This is a genomic window from Streptomyces sp. NPDC102274 (assembly GCF_044766385.1).
Taxonomy (GTDB): Bacteria; Actinomycetota; Actinomycetes; order Streptomycetales; family Streptomycetaceae; genus Streptomyces.
Map to the genome: position 1 here is coordinate 125,752 of NZ_JBIWLW010000007.1, position 19,613 is coordinate 145,364.

Genomic DNA, 19,613 nt, shown 5'->3' on the forward strand with positions numbered 1-19,613 from the left:
TAGTCTGCTCGCATGACGAGTGACCGGCCTGACCCGCCGCCCTACCCAGGCCCCGATACGCGCGCCTCCGACGCCGAACGGGAGCGGGTCGCGGAGCGGCTGCGCGAGGCCATGACCGAGGGCCGGCTCGATATGGAGGAGTTCGACGAGCGCCTGGAGGCGGCCTTCAAGGCCCGCACCCATGGCGAGTTGGCCCCGCTGGTACGGGACCTCCCCGCGCCGGGGACGACGACGGACGTGGCGCTCGCATCCGATACGTCCGTCGCCGCGCGCGGTGCGAGCGGCCCGGGTGGCACGGGAGATGTGAGCAAGTGGCGGAGCCGGATCGGCCGGGAGCCGGCCACCTCGAAGGGTGCCTTCGCGTTCTGGGGCGGCTTCGGCCGTAAGGGGACGTGGACGGTGGGCCGCAAGTTCACGGCCGTCGTCTTGATGGCGGGCGGTGAGATCGATCTGCGCGAGGCGCGGTTCGAGGACCGCGATGTGGTGATCCGCTGCGTCACGATCATGGGCGGGGTGCATGTCACCGTACCGCCGGACCTGGACGTCGAGGTCAGAGGCTTCGGGCTGATGGGCGGCTTCGGCGAGACGGGCGAGGGCGAGGCGAGCCCGGGGTCGCCTCGGGTGATCGTCACGGGCTTCGCGCTGATGGGCGGGGTCGGGGTGGAGCGCAAGGTGCGGGAGTCGGAGAAGCGCCGGCTCAAGGAGGAGCGCAGGCGTCAGAAACTGGAGAAGAAGGCGGACCGCAAGGAACTGGACTGACGGCCCTGGACCGACGGCCTTGGACCGACGTTCCGGGACGCCCCGGACCGTTCTGGACTGACGGCTCCGGACCGTTCTGGACTGACGGTCCTGGACTGACCGCGGCGGCCGTCACCGCCGCCACGGCCTCACGCTCACAGCAGGGCCGGGGCCCGCTCTGCCAGTAGCCGGGGGCTCAGGTAACGGGCCATCACCCGGTATCCGGCCTCGCTCGGGTGCAGCCCGTCGCCCGAGTCGTACACCGGCCTGATCCGGTCGGGCGCGTACGGATCGCGTACCGCCTTGTCGAAGTCCACGACCTCGTCGAAGACCCGGCCCGCGCGGATCTCCTCGTTGACCCGGTCGCGTACGGACTCGGTGGTGGCGTTGTGCCAGCGGTGCGCGCCGAACGGCGTCAGCGTCGACCCGATCACGCGCAGCCCGCGTGCCCTCGCCCGCTGGGCGAGTTCGCGCAGCCCGGCGGTGATCCTGGCCGGGTCGGTCTCGCGGCCCCGCAGGATGTCGTTGATGCCGAGGTCGATGACGACGACCTTGGCACCCGCCCGGTCGAGAACGTCACGCTGGAAGCGGTCGAGCCCGCTCGCGCCGTTACGCAGTGCCGACGCGTCACTCAGGACCCGGTTTCCGCCGATGCCCTCATTGAGTACGCCGATGTGCCGGTCGCGCAGGCGCGCGGCGAGCGCATCGGGCCAGCGGCGGTTCGCGTCGTAGCCGGAGCCGACCCCGTCGGTGATCGAGTCACCGAAGGCGACGACCGCGCCCGGCGCCTCGCGGTTGAGGACATCGACGGCGGTGAGATAGCGCCAGACCCTGCGCGAGGGGGTGTACGCCCCCGCGCCGAGGTCCCGCGTACGGTCGCCGTCGGCGAGATACGAGGTCTGGAGCGCGTGCCGGTGGTACGTGACGGGCCCGCCGGCGCGCGGGGTGTGGAGCGTGACCAGCAGATCGCCGGCGTACGGGACCCGCAGCGCCACGGGATCGCTGACGAGCTGCCCGTGGGGCGGAACGGTCACGGCCGGCCGGCGGCCGAAGGTCAGCTGCCGCATGGTCCCGGCGACCGCCTCGGGACCGCCCCCGCCCTGGCCGACCGCGACCGAGGCACCGCCTATCAGCAGCGGGGTGGGGCTGTAGAGGTTGGAGAGGGTGATCCGGACGCTGGTGCCGCCGATGCTGGTGTGCACGACGTTACGGATGGAACGCCCGGGATGGCCGACCGGTGACCCCGGCTCGGCGCCCGACGGAGCGGCGGCCCAGGTACCGGTCCAGTTGTCGGCGGAGGCGGGCGCGGCCGTACCCACAGGGGTGCGGCCGCGGGTACCGGAGTCCTCGGAGGGGCCCCCGGAGCCGCCCGCGTCCGCGCGCGAGCCGCCGCTGTCCAGCAGCCCGTACCCGGTGATGATGACGCCACACACCAGCGCCACCACCGCGACCAGCGCCCCGAGCAGGGCAAATCCGCGATGTCTGGTCATAGCCCCCGAGTCCCCCCGTGTCTCCCTCATCACCCCGTACAGAACTACGTACGGAACACATCATCCGACATCGCGCGGGAACTCGGCGTGCGCCCTGGGAGTACCTCGGGCAGGGACAATGCGGTAGGGGCGGTGCGGTGATGCGGCAGCCCGGTGGTGCGGCAATGCGGCGGTGCGGCGGTGCGGCGGTGTGCCGGGCACGAGAACGGGAGCATGGAGCGTTGAGCAGAGTGCGATGAGCATGGCGCTTACGCGGACGGGTGGATCGGGTGGAGCGGATGGAACGTACAGATCCGGAGAGAGCGGTGGAGGGCGGCGAGGGCAGCGGGAGCAGCGGCGGGGGCATCGGCGGTAACGCGGGCCTTCCCGTCGGGTCCGGCGCACCGGGGGGATCAGGGGCGTCGGGCGGTTCCGGTGCGCCCGGTGCGCCCGGTGCGCCCGGCCGGTCCGGTGTGCCCGGTGCGCCCGGCCGGTCCGGTGTGCCCGGCGCGCCTCGGCCGTCCGGGACCGGAAAGCGTTCGGCGCTCCCCGCCTTCACGTACACGGCCGCCGACGAGGAGAAGCTGCGCGGCGTCCGCCGGATGAAGACCACCGCCACCGGTCTGCTGCTGCTGGTGGCCCTCGTCTATGTGCTGGCCACGTGGGCGAAGAACTCCGGCCTGGGCGGCTGGGCCGGCTTCGTCGCCGCGGCGGCCGAGGCGGGCATGGTGGGCGCGCTGGCCGACTGGTTCGCGGTGACGGCGCTGTTCCGGCATCCGCTCGGTCTGCCCATCCGGCACACCGCGATCATCCCGAACAAGAAGGACCAGCTGGGCGCCTCGCTCGGCGCGTTCGTCGGGGAGAACTTCCTCTCGGCCGAGGTCGTACGGAACCGGCTGAGCGCTCTCGGCATCGGCCGCAGGCTCGGTGCCTGGCTCGCGGAACCGGACCACGCCGACCGGGTCACCGCCGAGCTGTCCACGGCGCTGCGCGGCGCGCTGACCGTCCTACGGGACTCGGACGTACAAGCGGTCGTCGGCGAGGCGATCACCCGGCGCGCGGACGCGGTCGAGATCGCGCCGGGGCTCGGCAAGACCCTGGACACGGTCGTCGCCGACGGCGCCCACCACCGCGCGGTCGATCTGATCTGCGCCCGCGCGCACGACTGGCTGGTGGAGCACGGGGACTCGGTCATGGACGCGGTCCAGGGCGGGGCGCCGGGCTGGACGCCGCGCTTCGTGGACCGCAGGATCGGCGACCGCGTCTACAAGGAACTGCTGCGCTTCATCACCGAGATGCGCGACATGCCGGCCCACCCGGCGCGCGGCGCCATCGACCGCTTCCTGCGGGACTTCGCAGCGGACCTCCAGTCGGACACGGACACCCGGGCCCGGGTCGAGCGGCTGAAGTCGGAGCTGCTGGCGCGCCCCGAGGTGCAGGACATCATCGCCTCGGCCTGGGCCTCCGTACGGGCCATGATCATGTCGGCCGCGGAGGACGACCGGAGCGAACTGCGCCTGCGGGCGCGCGCCTCGCTGCTCTCCCTGGGCTCGCGGCTGGCGACGGACGCCCGGCTCCAGGGGAAGCTGGACGGGTGGATCGAGGACGCGGCGGCGTATGTCGTCACCACGTACCGCGGTGAGATCACCTCCCTGATCTCGGACACGGTCGCGAGCTGGGACGCCGCCGACACCTCCAAGAAGATCGAGGCGCATATCGGCCGCGACCTCCAGTTCATCCGGATCAACGGCACGGTGGTGGGTGCGCTGGCGGGCCTGCTCATCTATACGGTGTCCCACTTGCTGGGCGCGTGACGAAGCGCTGGGCGCGTGACCGGGACCCTGTCGTCCGTTCACGCGCCCAGCCACCATGGGGGAGTTGTTCTTGAGTACGGAGGGTGGGACGGGACCGTTCAACGGAACCGGGAAGTGCCTTCCTCACCTACCCAGTCAGTCAGTCAGCCGGCCACCCACCCGCGCAGCAGCTCGCTCACCCACCCGCGCGGCGGGTGACGGCCCAGGACGCGACGGCGACGCCACCCGCGACGGTGAAGACGGCGGGCCAGGCGCCGATCTTCTTGGCGAGGGGATGCGACCCGGCGAAGGCGGCGACATACGCGGCGCTCAGCCCGATCGCCGCCTTGGTCCCGCCGGTCCGATGCCACTGCCGCGCCGCCACGGTGCCGGCGGCGGCGAGGGCGACCCCGCCGAGCGGCCGCTTCTTCGTCAACCGGGCGACCCCGTAACCGCCGACGAGCCCACCCGCCGCCACGGCCGCCGCCGGAATCCTCGCTGTCGCACTCGCTGCCGCTGTCGCCATGGCTGCCACCTTTCGCCGTCATGTCCGTCGTGTCGTCCGGACGCTGTTGAGCGTACCGAGACGTAGGACAACACCAGGGGTGTGTACCGGGCGGCGTGTACGGGGAGTCCCACGGCGTGCCGGCTGACCGCTCCGGCCTCGCGTTGACGCGGCATCCACGCCTACAAGGTGGAGGCGGCGCTGCGGGCTTCGGCGGCGAGTGCCCGCACCCGGTCTGGTGGCAGCGCGGCGGGATGGCGTACGGGCGCGGGCTCACCCCGGCAGGAGCCGCACTCCCCGTCACGAAGGGCTTCGGGACGACCGGGCGCACGGCACGTCGCGCACTCAACGACCGGCCCCGACGGCCGTGCCGAAGACAGGGGCACGGGCGGCAGCTTGGCCGCGAGCCGCGCGCGGACGAGTCCGGCCGGATGATGAACCGGCAAGGGAAGCCCGTCGGTGAGGGCGCGTAAGACGTCCTCCTCGGTAGCTCCCCGTACGAACCACTCGGCGGCCAGGGACTCCAGGGCCGCGCAGTCGGCGGCGGACAGCGACACGGCGGGGTTCCTGCGGCCGACGGAGGCGAGCACGGCATAGGCCCGCGAGCGATCCGGCAGCCTCGCCGGACGGCTCGCGGCCGGGGGAGCCGGGGCTGGGGCTGTATCGGCTTGCGACACATGGCCCGGCACCTCGCCACCGGAGGCGTACGCAGCCCACGAGGCGTCGTCCCGGGCCGCCCGGGAGAACCACGTACGAGTGACCCATCGGGCACCGGCCGGCCCCACGAGGAACTCACGCTTCCGGAAGAGATACCCGGCCCGCTGAAGGAAATTCAGGGCGGTACGCAAGGCGCACTGGCCGTACTCCATCACCTTGGCCAGGGCCTTCACGGAAACGTCCGCGCCGTCCGGCAACCGGTCGATGAACGAGGCAACGGCCGCCTCGCGGTCCGGAAGGAGCACGAAGTCGTCTGCGGTAGGGGCCGGTTGACCGACTGCCGAACGCTTGCCGTAACCGGGATTGGCCATCGGATGGGGAGCGGTGTGCGCGCGGCGCGGCGCATCACTAAACTGCCTGTCAGCCATGGGGATCGCTCGTTTCGATCTTGTTGGTCAGGCCTCCGTCCGGTGCTGCGAACACCAGGCGGAGGCTGTTTTGTCTACTGCGTCTGTTGGCACGCTAAACCGTGGTGACCCTGAGTGGCAAGCCGATCGCGGGAGGTCAACCTCCGGGGTAGGGAGGGTGGGTGGGAAAGAAGAACCAACCGATCCTTACAAACAAGGCTCGAAGCGCGAGACTTGAGCCCCGGGCCCACACTCCACCCCCAAGCCCCCGGCTCGGTGAGTCACAGGAACACCCTCCGAGACTCGAAGCTCACGCCCCGAGCCGCCGGCGCGTACTGGGTGCACGCAGGGCGCTGACGAACAGATCCCACGCACCGAGCTGCACGACTACGTGAGGGCCCTGAGGCATCTTCGAGTCGCGGACACCGACAGTGGCCACGCCGAGACAGGCCACCTCTATGCACTCACCACCAGTGCTGTTGCTGTAGCTGCTCTTGCGCCACAGGGAGGCGGAGCGATGCAGGGTCATCGGGAGTGGTCCTCCATGACTGAATGGATCAGCGTCGCTGATCTCTGGGGGCTCAAGGCGAGCGCTCTGAGGTGATCAAAGGCTTTGGTGTAAAGGCTTACTTCCGTTGGGAGTTCGAGATAGACCGAGTCCGTCAGGCCTTCCCGGTACACCATGTCAGGATCCTCCTGCTCCGGAAAACTCAGCATGGTGAAGGCGCCGGTGATCGGGTATGCGCCGGCGTCGTGCGGCAGGACTTGTACCGTCACATTCCGCAACTTCGCCATGTCCAGCACATGCTTGAGCTGCCCAACCATCACCTTCCGGTTGCCGACCACGTGCATGAGGGCGCTCTGGTGCACCACGGCCCAAAACTCGGGCGGACTCACCGAGGAGAGAAGTTCCTGGCGTCGCATGCGCACGTCCACGAGACGCTGGATGTCGCCAGGGGCCTGATCGGGAGCGACACGGGTCAACTCGGTCGCGTACTCGGCCGTCTGTAGGAGCCCAGGAATGATCTCTGTCTGGAACGTGCGCAGATTGGCGGCAGCCTGTTCGAGCCCTACGTATACAGAGAACCAGGCGGGAACGGCGTCGCCGTGTGCATGCCACCAACCCTTGATCTTCGACTGCTTGGCGAGAGACTTCAGCAGCTCACGCAGCTCGTCCGACGTGCCGTAGAACCGGCACAAGGCATCGACATCCGATGGCTGCACCCGCCCCTGCCCCGTCTCGAGTCGGTTGACTTTGGAGCCGCTCCAGTCGAGCGCCTTGCCGACTTGATTGCAGGTCAGCGCGTTCTCGTCACGCAACTTCTTCAGCTCGATCGCCAGCCGACGACGTCGTGCAGTAGGTGATCCGGCCATTTCAACTCCTCATGAGACGGGGGAGGTTCCATCCCATCCGAAAGGGAGTGATGCGCCAATCACTCGTTGGAGGGAATCCTCCTATGCACATTGCATGGCGGGACGTGTAGATGTCACCATTTCCGCGTAATACATAACTGTGCGTATACAGAGCGGCGGAGGGTGAGGCTCATGTCCACTGACCATCACGGCTGCATGCAGAGAAAGCCTTGGGAGGTTCCCTTCCTGGCAGAACCGAGAGAGGTTGCTGGCCTGCGTCGGGTGCTCCACATGTACATGGGGTTCTGGGGGTTGCCGGAAGTCATCGTCCCGGCTCAGGTCTGCGTCAGTGAGATGGTCACCAACGTCATTCGGCACGTGGGCGAGGGGACGCCGACAACGCTGGCGGTCTCGATACAAGGCACCCACGTCCGCATTGAAATCCGCGACCCGGACACCCGTGCCCTCCCCACCGTGCTCGCTCCTCCTGACGACGCGGAATCGGGACGCGGCATGCTGCTGGTGGACGAACTGGCGGACCGATGGGGAGTTGCGCTCCTCCCGGACGTGAAGGTCGTATGGTGCGAACTCGCCACGACCCTGACCTCCCCGTTTGGCCATGCGGGAGGCCCACGCGTGGATAGAAGCGAAGCGCTGCTGGCGTCCTACGTCGCAAGACGCCCCTTGGACGCCGAGGCGAACAGCCCGCTCTCGGTAGCGGTGGCGGAGGAGGTGACGATCGACGTGATCACCGACCTCCTCCATTGGCTCCGCGCCCACGGCTGCGACCCGGACGAGGCGCTGGACCGCGCCCAGACGCACTTCGAGGCGGAGTTGGACGCGGCGAGCTGAGTCGAATTCAGAGTTCCAGCACGTTGTGGAAGAACCCTATTGACGGATCCTCCGGTGTCCCCACCAGCAGCGCTCGGTCGAGCAGGCCGTTGTTCTGTTCGCAACTGGTCTCCGGCAGCAGGACACAGGCATGGCAGGCGGCGAGGTTGACGCTGCCCGCACCGCTCGCCTCGGACTCGATGCAGAGCGGGTCCGAGGAGCACCACTGGGCGCGTTGGAGAGCGGAGCCGAGAGCAGGAGCCAGACGGTCCGGTTCGCCCTGGGCGACCAATCCGCCGAGGCTCCCCGCTGAGTCACTGGTTGCTGTGTAGACAAGGAGGCCGGCCATGTCGTCGTCGGCGTACAGCCGTTCCCGGAGGGAAGCGGCCGGGTAGCCGCCGTCCAAGCTCCACTCGTTGATGAGTAGGTGCGCCAGAGTGTGCAGCAGCACCATGCGCGGGGTAGCGGGTGAGGCGGGGACCGATTTCGGATCTTTGGCACGCTCCCGTAGCTGTCGGAGGTGGTTGTGTCTGATCCGTTCCGCGCGAGCGGCGACAGCATCGTTCCGTGCCCACTCGTCGAGCCGCTGCTCGTTCAGCCGAAGGAAGACCCCTTCACCCTGGACCTCCATGGCGGGCAACCAGTCCATCTTCGGCAGGGACAAATCTGCTTCGTGTACGTCGGCATGAGTGTCCGGGGTGTCGACGCGAGAGAATGCCTTGAGTGCGCGGACCTCGCGAAGTCGCTTGACCAGCATGGGGTTTGTCACGCCGTACGAATGCAGCGACGAGGCGGAGGTTCTCGGTGGCTCACAGATGAACTGCTCGTCACGGTCCGCCGAGGTCTCCGGGTTTCCCTCGCTCAGCCGTCGATACTCCTGCTTACGCAGGGCGACATAGGCACTGCCCTTGTTCTGCTCCTCCTCAGAGTCTGTGTCTTCCTGCTTCTCTGCCTCCAGGAGCTCCATGACCTGGTCCAGAGGGAATTCATAACTCTGATTGGCCGTTGCGCCCTTGAGATACAGCTCGACCTCGGAACGACTTCGATCGCGCAGATTGTCCCAGTGGTCCGTCAGACGAGCCGCGAGACCACCGCTCCACGGTGGAATCGACAATGAGGACTTCACGATCGCCTGCCACACAACCGACGAACCTCGCTGGAGAGTTCGCGGTGCCTCGGAGCACGATTCGTCAGGGGCGTCCTTGAGCCACGGACGCTTGCCGGCACAGCGGACCTTGATTTCCGAGAGCGCGCTTGTGCGGAATGCGCCCTCCATGGAAACTTCGGGGATGCCACAGGTGCACGAGATCAGGATCGAGCGCAGCGACGCGGTCTTTCCGCTGGAGCGAAGACCCATCTCACCACCGCAAAAACCGGTCTCCCCCTCCTTGCGGTTGTTACGGTGTGCCCATTTCCAGTACGGGAAGTCATCGATGTGCCCGTGCGCGCAGGCCATTACGAAGCGGGAGGGGACCAATTCTTCTCCACAGTCCCCGCACTCGTTCTTTCCCGGCGGGGAGTTGAAGCCGCGCACGTGTTGAAGCGCGTTGCACGTAGGGCACGAATGCCAGAGCGGGAAGCGTCGGACGCGTACGCCGTCCTTGCTGGTGTCGTCCGACGCGGGAGGAAGGCGGAAGGATTTCACGTCGAGGATCCGTGCCAGCCGGTGCTCGTCGATGGTCGGTGCTTCGGTCATGTTCCAGGAGTCGGTGCCGGAGACGATGAACGACTCGTTGTCGACGGCGATCAAGGACCCGACACCGTACGTGGTGATCATCTGGGAGCGACGCACCGAACCCCGTCGAGGAAGGCTGCGCTCGGGTACACCGCCGCGGCGGCGTCGGCCGGGGGGAGGGGTCATCGGGATGCCTCCATGAAAAGGGCGGACTCCGCATCCACATCACGCAGACTCCACAGAGTGGGCCAAGCTTCGTCGTTCTTCTCGTCGTCGAAGGCACACAGCAGCGAGGGGGTTTTCTTCCCTCTCTTCGGTTCGTACGTGAGACCGCCGTGAATCTCTGCTTCGTCCGCCCACCAATTGACGAACTCGTCGAACGCCTCTGCCGTCCCTCTGCACTCGTGTTCGTCAACAGCGGCGACCCGGGCCAGGAGTGCGGTCCTGACCACCTCGTCGAGCTCCTCCCGGAACTCTTCGATACTCCCCGCGCCCTCATTGGGACGGGCCGCAGGGATCAGAATGCGGGCCAAGGCGACGATGACCGCGTGCAACCCACGCTCCCTTGCGCGGGAGGAGAAGGGCGTCACGCTGGTCGACTCGACCTCCCGATACAGGGCCGAGTGGAAATGGAGGAAGTTCTCGTAGTGGGAACGGTCGCGGGAACGGGACGAATTGAGCATGACGGCCACCAGACCTGGGTGACTTCGGCCGACACGACTGGTCGCCTGGATGTACTCCGCGGTGGTCTGCGGTTGCCCCATGACCGCCATCAGGCCCAACCGGTCGATGTCCACGCCGACGGAGATCATGTTGGTGGCGAGCAGGACATCCACAGTCTCGGGGTGAGGGAGCCGCCGCTCGATCTGCTTGAGACGAGCCGGAACCTCGCTGGAGTTGGCCCGGCTGGTCAACTCGGTCTGTTCCTGGACACCTCGCTTCTCGCAGTTGTCCCGTTCGGCGAGATACTCCAGGTACGCCTCGACGTCGTCATGGACCTGGAGCTCAGCAGCAGCCAGCAGTCGGAGGCTGTTGAAGTAGCCGACGAGCGTCCAGTAGGCGTCACGTACCTCCTGGCCGGTGTCGGCCCGCATCGCTTGGTGGAGCAGTGTCGCGTATGTGCGGATGAGCAGCGTGGACTGGCTTGTGCTCGGGGTGAGCAACCCGATGTACATGCGGCTGGCCTTCACCTCCCGAGGGGTCTCCACCGCGAACCAGGAGTCCCGGGCGTCGAGCCCGGCCGGCGGGAACTGGGAGACCTTACGATCGAACAGCGCTTTTCCCTGGTCCGCCGCTCTACGGATGGTGGCTGTCGAGGCGATCACCTTGGGGCGATCGGCCAGCAGATCCACGGCCGTCTCGTACAGACCGGTGAGGGTACCGAGCGGACCCGAGATGAGATGCAGCTCGTCCTGGACGATCAGCTCGGGAGGCGGAGTGCCGTCCGAGCGGTCCCGGTTGAAGAGCGCCGCCGTACGCTCCCGCCACGGCATCGCGGCGAACTTGTCCACCGTTGCGATCACCAGCGTCGGACGGGCGTCGTACACCGCCTCGTCGATCAAATGAACGGGAAGTCCGCCCCGAAAGTCACAGTCCAGGTCAGGGCATCGGACATGCATCCGCTGCGCACTGTCGTCGACCTCGTACTGGAACGCGTCGAGCCGTGTACCGCACCAAGGGCAGGCATGGAGCTGTACGGGGTTCTTCTCCTGGAGCGTCTTGCCCTTGCGCAGCTCGGCAAGGCTGTCCTCCGCCACCGACAGTGTGTTCGGCGTCGCTGACTGGCCTACCCACATACCGATGGAGATGGGCTCGCTGCCCAGGGACTTCTCGTCGTCGAGACGGAGGCGTTCCATGGCGCAGATCAGGGTGGCGGCACGCTCGAACTGCTGAAGGGTGAGAAGCCGAAGCGTGTAGCGCATCAGCACGGTGACACCCGCCCCCTGTTCCCTCAGCCGTATACGCCGTAGGAACGTGGTGAAGGCGATCAGGCCCAGGTAAGCCTCCGTCTTGCCACCACCGGTCGGGAACCAGAGCAGGTCTGCGGTACCGCGGTCCTCGTGATTGGGATCCACGATGCCTGCGAGGCACAGGAGGATGAAGGACACCTGGAAAGGGCGCCATCGGCCGGCCGACTCGTCCGGTTCCCCGACACGTCCGCTCTTCGCCCATACGCTGCGGGCCCGCTGCCGGGCCATTGCCAGATTGGCAAGACGAAACGCCATCATGGCATCCGGTTCCGTGCCTAGTACGTGGATCCCGTGGCGCATACGACCGAGAGCGATGCGGCACTGTTCGGTCTGCTCACGGGCCGGGGCCTCATGCACCGTTCCAGCGAGTGCTTCTGCCTCGGCCTCCTTGCGGTCGATCCAGGTTTCGTATCCCGCCGCCAGATCTTTGAGTGCTGCGAGTACCTCGCTCTCGCGCCGGGTGGCCAGGCCGTGCATGGTGAGGGCGGAGTCGTCGATCTCCGGGTTGGAGTCCGTCAGAAGCACCTCATGGCTCGGTACGAACTCGGTCCGCACCTCTGCGACGGCCGCCCGCTCCGCGGGCGGCGCACCGACGGGGGGCGGCTCCCAGTCCCAGTCGGCGGCGCAGCCGTGGCCCATGGCGAAGGTCGGGGCGTGTCGGTGGAGCAGCCTGCTCACGTCCTGTTCCAGGTCGGTCGCACCCTGAGTGGCGGGGCGTTCCACGAAAGCCCGCACGCCTGAGGGGGCGGTCACAGTGAGGCGAGGCTGGTAGAGGCAGAAAGCATCGTGCAGAGCTCGTTCACCGACCCGTTTGTCATTGATCAGGGTGACGGTCACGGTGACGGTGCCACTCGGTTCCGACGGGCGGCGGACGAGAGCCCGGATCTTGATGTCCACGTCGATGGGGTCGGGCCGCTGCATGCCCGGTTTCGTCACGTCGATCGTGACGGAGCGGAGCGTCAACGCGCGACGGCGCCAATGCTCGGACTGCTCCGAGGTGCTGCGGGCCTCCGCGTGTTTCGCTGTGATTGGCCTGCCGTGCGGATCGATCGGGTCGTAGACGGCAGCTCCGGTCGTGACGACGATCGTTGACGAGACGGCGGGGTCGACGGCGAAGGTGAGCCCCATGGAGGACGGTCGACGATCGTTGGCCGACGAGACACCCAGATCGGGGGCGGCGTCCTCGATGTCCTTCCTGCCACGGAGGACCGGGACGTCGTCGAGCCCGTCGTTCTCGGCAGCCCCGGTGGCCAGTTCCTCCTCTGCCGCTTCATTCGCCGGACGGGGGAACAGCACACCGATCGGATACGTCGTGATCGGCGGATCCTGCGTCAGGACCTCGTCGTCGGACCTCGGACCGAGAAGATCATTGCGGAGCTGTTCGACCAACTCCTCACGCATCGTGTAGTGCGCGGTATGTCGGCTCGCGGTCATCTGCTGTGCTCCTCCTCGGGGTGGAACGTGCCTCGCCTGTTGTATCTACCGAGCCCTGACATACGGGGCAGGAGCCAGACTCCGTGGTCGCCCAGTCCGGCGCGTGCACCGGATGCGGCGCTGCCGGCGACGCTTTCCAGACAGTCCACACGGAAGCCGACGATCTCCGTCGGCCATGTGATGGTCCAGCTCTTGTTGATCTTCAAGGAGGAGTGGAGGTCATGGCGGAATTGCTCCGACACCACTCCGATCGGCCTGTCCCCGTGGAAGACCGAATACGGGGGGCTCTGATCCGCGGCCATCGGTATCTCGTGCTGGAGACGGAGCACCAGTTCGTCACCGGGGCACACCGCGGCGGCCAGATACTCCTGCACAGCCTGTGGGGCGTCCTCGAAACCCTCCGTACCGGGGGGATGCTCGCGCGAGATGTCCCGACCAGAGGCCGCGATCCCGTCACGGATGTATGCCTTCCATCCTCCGATGTACCAGCGGTCGGTGGCCCTGTCCTTGCGGATACGTGCCGTATCGGGCGCGGCGAGGCGAAAAAGGTCGTCCCTGGGGCGGGTCATCGCGACGTACAGAGCGCGAGCTTCCGCCGCCGGGTCGACATGGGTGTGCTGCTTACGGAGTTCCGTCATTGTCGTGGGTTCCACCACGATCACCCGGTCGAATTCGAGACCCTTGGCACGGTGGACCGTCGACACCACCAGATCGGCCGGCTCTGCGGCGGCGAGGTCGTCGGGGGAACGCCCTTCGGCGATCAGTCTCCGCACCGCGGCGACATCCAGAAGACCTCGTGGTGCCCGTGCGGCGCCGCGCATCGAGCGCCAGAGCCTGCCGTGATCGCCGATGGGTGGCAGTGGACCGTCGGCGAGGAGTTCTCGGAATCGCTCCTCGGTGAGGGTGGTGGATCCGGTGGCGCGGAGCACGGATGCGACCCAGGGCGCCACAGGGCGGTCCTGCAGGGGCCGTTGCATTCGGTGCGGCACCTCCAAGGCGAACAGCGTGTCCGAGAGCACGAGGGCCTGCCGGTTGTCCCGACACAGAATCGCGCAGGTACCGGGGAAATCCCGGAGCGAGCTGAGGGTGAAGGAATCGTCGATGGCTCCGAAATCCGGGCATGAGCGAAGTAGTTCGTGCAGCTTGCGATGAAGGTCCTCGCCTGCGGCGTCGGACGCTTCGACTTCGAAGGGAAGACGCTGGAGCGCGGGACCGAGGGACAGCGCCGTACGGGCTTCATCGGTACGGGCGCGGAAATTGCCGGACAGGTGCAGCTCGACGAGATCGTCCGCGTACGACGCCCGCAACCAGTCGAAGAAGTAGTTGGTCTCCGCCGCTCGCGCATCCTCGTCCGACACCTGGAAACCGAAGATCGCCTGGGCTCCGTCGCCCACGACGGTGAAGCCGCAGTTGTCCTGGAAATGATCGAGGAGCGTTTCCACCATGTCCCGGCGGTCACCCACCAAGTCCTGAACCTCGTCGATCACGACATGCGCCGGCGCCCCCAGCTCTCCGGACTCGACCGCTCCGCGCAGGATGGCATCCGTGGCCTCCCGAATTCGCTCGTCGAAACGGAGAGCGCCCCAGTCGTGATCCGGGTGAGCGCTTCTCAGCAGGGCGTACGCCCAGGAATCGAAGGTCTGGACCCTGACACGGCGGGCCTCTCGCGCGTGCAAGGCGATGCGCTCCCGCAATTCCCGCACCGCAGCCCGGGAGAAGCTGAGAACCAGGATCTCCCCTGCTTCGAGAGCTTCCGCCCCGTTCTCCTCGGCGTTCATGAGCGCGTCAAGCCTGCGAACGAGGGTGTGGGTCTTGCCCGCGCCGGCGCCCGCGGCGACCAGGAGCCGTGTGTCCCACGGTTGGTCGACGACGGCCTGCTGCTCCTTCGTCAGCGGCGGACTGTCGAGATACGCGTCACTCACTTCGCCGTCCAGAGGTGCTCGAACTGCGTGAAGGCCAAGGCCTTGCCGTAATTGGTGATGTTGTCCCTGACGTTGAGGATCAGGCAGGTCTCCTTACCGCCGTTGCGCGGTCCGCGCAGACCGCGACCGATCATCTGCTGGTAGACGTTCGGGCTGTACGTGGGGCGGGCGACCACGACGGCACGGGTGGCGGGAGCGTCGAATCCTTGGGTCAGGACACCGTAGTTGGTGAGGACGCGAATACCGCCGCTGCGGAACGCGTCGATGCGATTCTTGCGATTCGCCGTGGATGTCGCAGAGTCCACGGCGGCCGCGTTGATGTCCAGGTCGTTGAGGCGCGCGGCCAGGTACTTGGCGTGCCCCACGGACGTGGCGAAGACCAGCACCGGCCAGTCCGCGGGCATGTTCCGGATCTCTTCCACAATGCGGTGGTTGCGGTCGTGGTCGTCGGCGAGCCGTTGTTCGGCCGCCTTCGACAGAAGGCTCAGTTGATCGGCCCGTTCCTTCTCGTCACTGGTGAGTTCGATCGTGCCGCCGGTGAGCTCCCGATGTGTGACCTGCGCCAGCATGCCCAAACTCTGGAGTTCCTCGTACGCCTTACCCGAGGGGAAGATGCCCTCGTCGAGGCGCCGGGAACCGAAGCGCTGGATCAGCCGACGTGTCTCCTCGTCGTTGGTGTTACGGAAGGGGGTGGCGGTCAGCCCGAGCAGATGGCGTGTTGTCTCCCGAGAGGTCAGCCCCAGATGCGTGAGGATCTCCGTGTATTGCTTCGCGATGGCTCCATGGGCCTCGTCGACAATGACGAGGGAGGCGGAACGCAGCCACGCGTAGCTGTTCGTACCCAGACAGATGCTGAGCTTGGCATCCGTTGCCACGACGAGGTGCGGACGGTCGTTCACTGGGCCCGCCTCGTTGGACGACCAGAGTCGACTGATCGCCAGGGGACTCTCCGCACCTACTTTCGACCAGACGAAGCTCCAGCTCTGGACGGCCTGTTCGCAGAGTTCCTCGGTCTGCGCGATCCAGAGGACGGGGCCGTCCAGCTGCCCCATCTGCTTGATCCAACGGATGACCGCCTCCGCGGCGACCCGAGTCTTGCCCGCACCGGTCGGTAGGGACAGCATCCCGCGCTGCGGGCTGACCCGGTCCAGCATCGCGAATACGTTGGCCGCGAGCCGGTCCTGGTAGTCGTGCAGTCGGGGAAACTCGGTGGGCCCGGAAACGTTGATCCTCGGTTGCAACGAAGGAGTCTTGGCACCGGCGAAGGAAGCGGGGAAGCCGAATTCGGCCACGAACTTCACCGCGGGGGAGGAGCCGGTGAAGGACGAAGGCGCATGGCTGGGATAGGCCGCGACGAGATCCCTCGTGTGCATCTGGAGCACACCGTCTCCGTGTGCGTTGTACGCCATGCGCGCGATCCGTCGGGGGGACGGATCGTCGCCGCCCAGGTCCACGCTCTCGCTCTCCAGTAGGCCTGGCGGCAGCCCGGCACGCAGTGCGGTCGGGCCGATGAGCAGCTCCAGCTTCTCCTCGACGGTCTCCGCCTCACGTACCTTACGAAGGGAATCCTGGAGTTGTCGATCAGCCTCCTGTCGCTTCTGGGCTTCGAGCACCGCTCGGCACCCTTCCTCGTTCAGTCCCCAGCGGAGTTCACGATCGGCAGCCAGGAGCGAGTCGAGTCGTGACTTCGGGGCGAGGACGAGCACGGTGGTGCCTTGGAGAGCACTGGCCAGAGAGGTCGGCCGTGCGCCCTGGGGCGTGCGGGTCACTTCCTCCAACTCGGAGCAGTGTAGAAGGCTGTAATTGTTGATGCTGTTGCCGAGACGTTGGCGCAGGGTCGGGAACTCGTCCCGCAGAAGGATGGGCTCGCCCTCGCTGACATGGCGGGTTTCCTTGCTGATGACGTCGGTGTACCGCAGCATCCCCCAGGAACTGATCAACAGGTCGGCGTCGGCAGGACTGCCTGCGAACAGGGCGGGGAGTTGTTCCGCACGCAGCGCCTTGTACTCCTCGGGAGTGGCCGCCACCGCGATTTCCGCGTCCTCGCGGGTGTCCCACTCTGCGCCGATCCGGCAGCGCGTGAGGCTGTCCGCAGGGAAATCGACGCCGAGGCGCGTCAGCATCACGTAGGTACGTCCGACAAAGGCGTCGTTCTCGCTGCGACCGAGTTCTTCCAGCAGTTTGTCCCACTGCCTCGACGGGACCTTGTCCACAACGACCGGGAGCTCAAGCTTGCGTGCTTTCTCCGCGCTGATGTCGGCCACCGGCAGGACGTCTTCGTATGCGTGCAGTTGCGGTCCCACAGCATCGCCGAGCGGGACGACGCCCTGAGAGGTGGGGACCATACCGTGGTGGAGGAGCATCCACCGAAGAGGGGAAATGATCGCCTTACGGGTCGCGGCCTGTACCCCGATCTGCATCGTCCAGGAGTGGATGACGCTGTCGTCCGGCAAAGCCCTGACGAAGGCAGCTTTCCCTTCGTCGGAGAGGTGAGGCAGGAGATGCAGCGGCCCGCCGGTGGCTGCCCCCTCCACCTTGAGACGTTGGAGCGTGGGCCGACTGTCCTGACTTCCCAAGGTCTTGCAGTAGCTCTTGTATATGGCCGACCGGTACTCCACGAACCAGGCGTCGTCCTCGGCCGGTTGTTGCCCCCTGGTCGGCCGGTCACGCAGGCCGAACTCCCTGAACACCGCCAGGTCGTCGGAGTGGAAGACCGGGTCCACCGCGATTGACGCGTCCCGGGACTTGTCGGCCGGTACCACCGGGCCGGGAAGCAGACAGTCCCTCATGCGGTGGAAGCGACCGTCCACGGTGCGGACGAAGAGTGTCGACAGGGGTGAGGGGACCTGGGTGCGCACCTCCATACTGACGTGACTGCCACCGGCGCTGTGGAACAGCTCCCAGAAGCGGTTCCAGTCCTGGGGGGCGTAACTGTCGAAGCCCTGATCCAGGACTCCCACGAAACGGCCACGGGCGTCCGCTTCCCGGATTCCGATTTCGTTCAGCACCGCAGTCAGGGAGGGATCCTCCGAAATCCGGGGATCGACATACACCAGATCATCCTTGAGACCGTCCTGAACCGGTCGGCGGAAGACCTTGCCCGGTACCGGGGCAACCATGCCGTCCTCTTCGGTGAGGACGATCTTTGCCTTGCGAGCCTCTACGGCAAAGGGCGAGGAGGCGCTGATCATTTCGGAGAGAATACGGATCGCGACAGCCGATGCATCGGCACTGCCGTCGGTGACCAGGGCTTCTAACCACTCGCGAACTGTCGCACGCTGTTGCTTGGTCTCGTGGAGTACGTGCTCGACCTTGCCCGCGCGGATCTCGGCGGCCTCCACCGACGGGTGGATCCAGTTCGAGGGGCGCCCCGGACAGGCGTTCCACATCTTGAGCCACTCCAGCTTCAGGCTTCCGCGGTTGCCCATGGTCGGGTGCAGCCGTAGGTCCCGAGGAATCCGAAGGACACCGTCCTGATCCGGCAGCGAGGGACGCTGTGCCGTCAACTTCCAGATCCGTTCGGTCAGATATCTGTCCGCCCAGTTGAGCGTTTCCGATTCCCTGGGGCGCCCCGGGAGCAGCGGGAGGTAGGCCCCGGGGTCCTCGGCCGGGACCAGATGCGGCAGGGAGTCGACGACAAGACGGGCGGCAACCTGGATGATCTCCTGGTTGAAGGGGCTGGCGTCCAGGAGGTTCTGGCGGTCCTCGTTGGTCTTCCACGCTCCGTTGAGGGCACCGCTCAGAGTCATGGGGTACTTGGTCGGGAAGAAGGACCAGAATTCACCACGTCCCCTGGGCGCCACCCGTACGGTGTCACCGGTGTATTCCGGAACGGCCCAGGCGATGTCGATGGTCCCGCGGTCATGCATCTCGCCGGCGCCGCTGCGGGCGTGCTCGGTAGGCCGGTGAGCGTGTGTGAACACCTTCCATGCGGTTGTCTGCGCAGGATTTTGGGTCCGCTGCTCGTTGATGGTGTGCCGGAATCCGTCATGCTCGACAGTGATCTCACGACGGATTGGAGGCATGGTTCGGTGGTCCTCGAGCACCACCGTCCCGACGTGGTGCGAGAAGAGCTGGAACCGGGCCGGGAACTCCCTGCGTTCGAGATCCTTGTCCTTCTCCGCACTGTGCATATCGCGACCGAGTAGCTCGGCGGCGCCCTCGACGAGCGGCAGTCGTACCACGGTGGTCGCCCAACCGAGGAGCTTGTCGAGCACGGGATCCGCCATTCGTTCCTTGGCGGCGTCGAGAGGACGGGCCATCCGTAGGACGGGTGCCTCGAACTCTTCGTCGGACGTGGCTCCTCGCGCTTCTCTGATCCTCTCGTACGACCAGGATCGGTCGAATCCGAAGGATCCCGAAGTGCTGAAGAACTGCGGTGTGTCGGTGACGGCGAGGACCGACTTCACGCCCACGCCGAATCGACCGATCTGGCCACCGCGCTTCTTTGACACGCTCATGCGGAGAATGGTCTCCGCGCCCTCGGGCGTGACCTCTGTGCCCTCGTTCGCGCAGTACAGGTGGGATGCCGTGAGAACCACATGCACTTTTCCGCCGGGGGCGTCGGCGATCTCGTCGGCGGCGTTCTGCACCAGCTCGAACAACTGGCGGTCCCCGTAACCGCCTTGAGTGATACGGCGCTCACCGTTGGCGTGCTCCAGAATCAGGCCCGGGTCGACGCGGTATGTCTCCAGCACTCGATCGGACTGTTCGAGGATCTTCCGGATGACGGGCGAAGTGTTCGAACTGTCCGTAGCGGCTTGGTGGTTCACTGGGAATCCATTTCATGGCCGAGGCTTTGCAACGAGGAGAGCCGGGCGCCGGCCGCAGCGGGGGGTACACGGCCAGCTCACAAGTGA

Annotated in this window: 12 protein-coding genes; 3 read left to right on the forward strand and 9 right to left on the reverse strand. The window is 66.9% G+C overall.

Features of this window, described 5'->3' with window-relative positions:
- The first annotated feature begins 12 nt into the window (after nucleotides 1–12).
- Nucleotides 13–759, forward strand: a complete 747-nt coding sequence (locus ACIRQP_RS12345) for a DUF1707 domain-containing protein (RefSeq protein ID WP_403887464.1) — start codon at nucleotides 13–15, stop codon at nucleotides 757–759.
- Between the two features lie 134 nt (nucleotides 760–893).
- Here ACIRQP_RS12345 and ACIRQP_RS12350 read toward each other — a convergent pair whose 3' ends face one another.
- Complete coding sequence (locus ACIRQP_RS12350; protein ID WP_403887466.1) at nucleotides 894–2,228, reverse strand: SGNH/GDSL hydrolase family protein; 1,335 nt, start codon at nucleotides 2,226–2,228, stop codon at nucleotides 894–896.
- A gap of 278 nt (nucleotides 2,229–2,506) precedes the next feature.
- On the opposite strand from ACIRQP_RS12350, the gene ACIRQP_RS12355 reads away from it, so the two are divergent.
- Nucleotides 2,507–4,021, forward strand: a complete 1,515-nt coding sequence (locus tag ACIRQP_RS12355; protein ID WP_403887469.1) for a DUF445 domain-containing protein — start codon at nucleotides 2,507–2,509, stop codon at nucleotides 4,019–4,021.
- 175 nt (nucleotides 4,022–4,196) lie between these two features.
- Here ACIRQP_RS12355 and ACIRQP_RS12360 read toward each other — a convergent pair whose 3' ends face one another.
- The 4 genes from ACIRQP_RS12360 to ACIRQP_RS12375 all read right to left on the reverse strand — a co-directional run bounded on the left by ACIRQP_RS12360 (nucleotide 4,197) and on the right by ACIRQP_RS12375 (nucleotide 6,943).
- Entirely contained in the window at nucleotides 4,197–4,526 is a 330-nt protein-coding gene (locus tag ACIRQP_RS12360) for a hypothetical protein (protein WP_403887471.1), read from the reverse strand.
- A gap of 161 nt (nucleotides 4,527–4,687) precedes the next feature.
- Nucleotides 4,688–5,590, reverse strand: coding sequence for a hypothetical protein (locus ACIRQP_RS12365; protein ID WP_403887473.1), 903 nt, complete (start codon nucleotides 5,588–5,590; stop codon nucleotides 4,688–4,690).
- Nucleotides 5,591–5,879: 289 nt separating this feature from the next.
- The gene (locus ACIRQP_RS12370) at nucleotides 5,880–6,098 is read right to left on the reverse strand and encodes a DUF397 domain-containing protein (protein ID WP_403887476.1); all 219 of its coding nucleotides are present in this window, start codon (nucleotides 6,096–6,098) and stop codon (nucleotides 5,880–5,882) included.
- Nucleotides 6,095–6,943: a helix-turn-helix domain-containing protein gene (locus ACIRQP_RS12375; RefSeq protein WP_403887479.1), complete on the reverse strand. Its 849-nt coding sequence runs from the start codon at nucleotides 6,941–6,943 to the stop codon at nucleotides 6,095–6,097. Before ACIRQP_RS12375 ends, ACIRQP_RS12370 begins: the two co-directional genes overlap by 4 nt.
- A gap of 171 nt (nucleotides 6,944–7,114) precedes the next feature.
- Between ACIRQP_RS12375 and ACIRQP_RS12380 the strand changes: the two genes are divergently transcribed.
- Nucleotides 7,115–7,774 carry an ATP-binding protein gene (locus ACIRQP_RS12380; protein ID WP_403887482.1) on the forward strand — a complete coding sequence of 220 codons (660 nt, stop codon included), beginning with the start codon at nucleotides 7,115–7,117 and terminating at the stop codon, nucleotides 7,772–7,774.
- A 7-nt stretch (nucleotides 7,775–7,781) separates the two neighbouring features.
- On the opposite strand, the gene drmB is transcribed toward ACIRQP_RS12380, so the two are convergent.
- Genes drmB through ACIRQP_RS12400 form a run of 4 tightly spaced genes read right to left on the reverse strand, consistent with a single transcriptional unit; the run spans nucleotide 7,782 to nucleotide 19,526 of the window.
- The gene (drmB, locus tag ACIRQP_RS12385) at nucleotides 7,782–9,614 is read right to left on the reverse strand and encodes a DrmB family protein (RefSeq protein ID WP_403887485.1); all 1,833 of its coding nucleotides are present in this window, start codon (nucleotides 9,612–9,614) and stop codon (nucleotides 7,782–7,784) included.
- Nucleotides 9,611–12,832, reverse strand: coding sequence for a helicase-related protein (locus tag ACIRQP_RS12390; protein ID WP_403887488.1), 3,222 nt, complete (start codon nucleotides 12,830–12,832; stop codon nucleotides 9,611–9,613). Before ACIRQP_RS12390 ends, drmB begins: the two co-directional genes overlap by 4 nt.
- Entirely contained in the window at nucleotides 12,829–14,754 is a 1,926-nt protein-coding gene (locus tag ACIRQP_RS12395) for a UvrD-helicase domain-containing protein (RefSeq protein ID WP_403887491.1), read from the reverse strand. The genes ACIRQP_RS12390 and ACIRQP_RS12395 overlap by 4 nt, the downstream gene beginning before the upstream one ends.
- Nucleotides 14,751–19,526 (reverse strand): DEAD/DEAH box helicase, encoded by a 4,776-nt coding sequence (locus ACIRQP_RS12400; RefSeq protein ID WP_403887495.1) that lies wholly within the window; start codon nucleotides 19,524–19,526, stop codon nucleotides 14,751–14,753. Before ACIRQP_RS12400 ends, ACIRQP_RS12395 begins: the two co-directional genes overlap by 4 nt.
- Nucleotides 19,527–19,613 lie beyond the last annotated feature (87 nt).